Here is a 2440-nt window from a genome sequence, read left to right as displayed (position 1 = left end):
GGCATTTTGACGACAATACTGAGTTGGATTTAATCCGGAATATTCTTGAGCTTCAATGATAGCTCGCCATTTCTCGTCTGTACGGTAAATTCCCATCTAATATTTCTCCTTAATTGTTAGCGTCGAACATCATGACAAATTAGGAGAAGTGAAAAAATGTGGGGATTTAACGACGCTTACACTTAACGGCTTTGATAGCCGTATTATTTCATTATATTCTAGAGGGTTAACAACCCGCGACATCCAGTCACACTTCAAGGACGTCTATGGCGTTGATGTTTCTGCTGGCTTCATCTCTCAGGTGACCAATGCAGTGATGGATGAAGTTAAGCGCTGGCAGCAACGTCCGCTGGATGCTCTCTATCCCATTGTTTATTTGGACTGTATTGTCGTTAAAAGCCAGGACTGCGGTGCCGTAGCCAATAAGTCTGTTTACTTGGCGCTTGGCGTCAACACTCAGGGAGAAAAAGAACTGCTGGGGCTATGGATAGCCAAAACTGAGGGCGCTAAGTTCTGGTTATCGGTGATGACAGAACTGAGGAACCGTGGGCTACAGGACATCTTCATCGCTTGCTGCGACGGTCTTAAGGGCTTTCCTGACGCAATTGAAGCTGTTTATCCGCACACCCGGGTTCAGCTCTGCATCGTGCATCAAGTGCGGAATTCGCTGCACTATGTCGGCTGGAAAGAACGCAAGGCCGTGGCTGCTGACCTTCGCACCATCTACAGTTCTGCAACGGCAGAGGCGGCAGAATGCGCGTTGGATGCCTTCGCGGCCAAATGGGATCAGCAGTTCCCCACGATAAGTCAGTCCTGGAAAAACAATTGGGAGCGGCTTATCGTCATTTTTGACTTTCCACCGGAGATCCGTAAGGTTATTTACACTACCAACGCGATAGAGTCGTTAAATGCTTCATTGCGCAAGATAACGAAAACCCGGCGGATATTTCCAACAGATGACTCGGTACTTAAACTGCTCTATCTGGCGTTGCATAATATTTCCGCCAAATGGACCATGCCACTCAGAGACTGGAAACCGGCTATGAGCCAATTCATGTTGATGTATGGAGAACGAATCTCCAGTTAAGCGATGGAGCCATTTACACAAAAAAATTTACAGACCCTCATCCTGCCCTGCATAGGCTTCAACTATCGTTGATAACCCCATGATAGTCTGCAAACTTTAAAACTTTTCCCAACAAATCCTTTGCCACACAAAGCGTATCACGCTCATAAAATGAGCGAGGTAAAATAGTATTACTCGACACAGATTAATCCATCAGCGCATTGATCTCAGCATCAGACAGCCCCGTCGACATTTTGACAATCGCCCGATCAACGCCGTTGGCCAGAAGCTGGCGCGCTATGGTTCTGGCAGATTCTTGCCTACCTTCTTCACGGCCTTTCAAGATACCTTTTTCTATACCTTGCTTCTCGCCCTCTTGCCGTAGCTGCTCTGCAATGGTCATCACCACCTCCCGATAATCAGTTGCTTTCTCCGCAATCTGATGCAAAAATTGCTTTGCATCAGAAGTATTTCCTCGTTCTATAATATAACATATTAATCCTCGAAATAGCTCAGGCTGCAATACCCACTGATTGAGCAAGCCTGCTATCTCCTGACTTAACTCTAGCATATCGCGGGTACGGATATGCTTCATCACCAACTCCATCAGGGCGACGTGCCGATGTGTGATAATCTCCTCGTCCGGGATAACCGTCACATCAACCAGTGGGAACGCCTGCATATAAACAGACTTTGCCAGTTCCGGGTCAGAAAAACAGTCAAACCAATGGGTACTGTAGGGATACGGCGAAGTGTTACCTTGATAAAACAGCAGAGGTATCACCACTGGCAAGGTGTCGTTGCCCTGCTCAAGATGGCGCTGCATGGCGGCGACGGCATAGCGCATCAGACGAAACGCCATCAGCTTTTCCGCGCGGCTCTGATGCTCCAATAAACAATAGATGTAACCCCGTCCAGATGTGGTTTGCACGGAATAGAGCATATCCGAGCACTGACTACGCAGATCTGGCTCAATAAAGCTGCCGGACTCCATCGCCAGCGTACTAAAATCACACAATTGGCGAAGTTTTTCCGGTAAATGAATTTGCAGAAAATCCCGAGCGATGGTGATATCACCAAGGAATTTTTTAAACAGACTATCGTGATGATAAATTGTCTTTTTCATCAATGCAGTATACCCGTGAAAGATAAGCCTCGCCATCCTCTCGCATCAAAATTTAATGCCGCCAATTTTTATCCCCTTCTTAAGCTGTTCTTTTAGGGCTAACATCGCCGCCTTCGACTGTTTAAAGACCGCCATGCTACGCTTATGTTTCATTAACTGCTCAGGTGAGTCCAGCTTAATTTCTTTCGGAAATGGTTTCGGTTTAATCCCCATCTGCCCCTGATTTTCAATCCGCCAGTTGTTCCTAT

1 protein-coding gene and 2 pseudogenes are annotated in these 2440 nt (G+C 46.8%); 1 reads left to right on the top strand and 2 read right to left on the bottom strand.

What is annotated here, in order from left to right:
• Positions 1 to 187 precede the first annotated feature (187 nt).
• Positions 188 to 1087 (top strand): annotated as a pseudogene (locus CBG25_RS08950) (IS256 family transposase); the annotation flags it as partial.
• Between the two features lie 184 nt (positions 1088 to 1271).
• Here the strand turns inward: CBG25_RS08950 and CBG25_RS08945 are convergent.
• Complete coding sequence (locus CBG25_RS08945; protein ID WP_290606125.1) at positions 1272 to 2192, bottom strand: Rpn family recombination-promoting nuclease/putative transposase; 921 nt, start codon at positions 2190 to 2192, stop codon at positions 1272 to 1274.
• Between the two features lie 45 nt (positions 2193 to 2237).
• Positions 2238 to 2440: pseudogene (locus CBG25_RS08940) on the bottom strand (relaxase/mobilization nuclease); the annotation flags it as partial.

Origin of the sequence: Arsenophonus sp. ENCA (genome assembly GCF_002287155.1) — a bacterium.
GTDB lineage: Bacteria > Pseudomonadota > Gammaproteobacteria > Enterobacterales > Enterobacteriaceae > Arsenophonus > Arsenophonus nilaparvatae.
The sequence above is the reverse complement of the archived record's forward strand: the minus strand, read 5'-3'. Positions and strand labels throughout refer to the sequence as shown.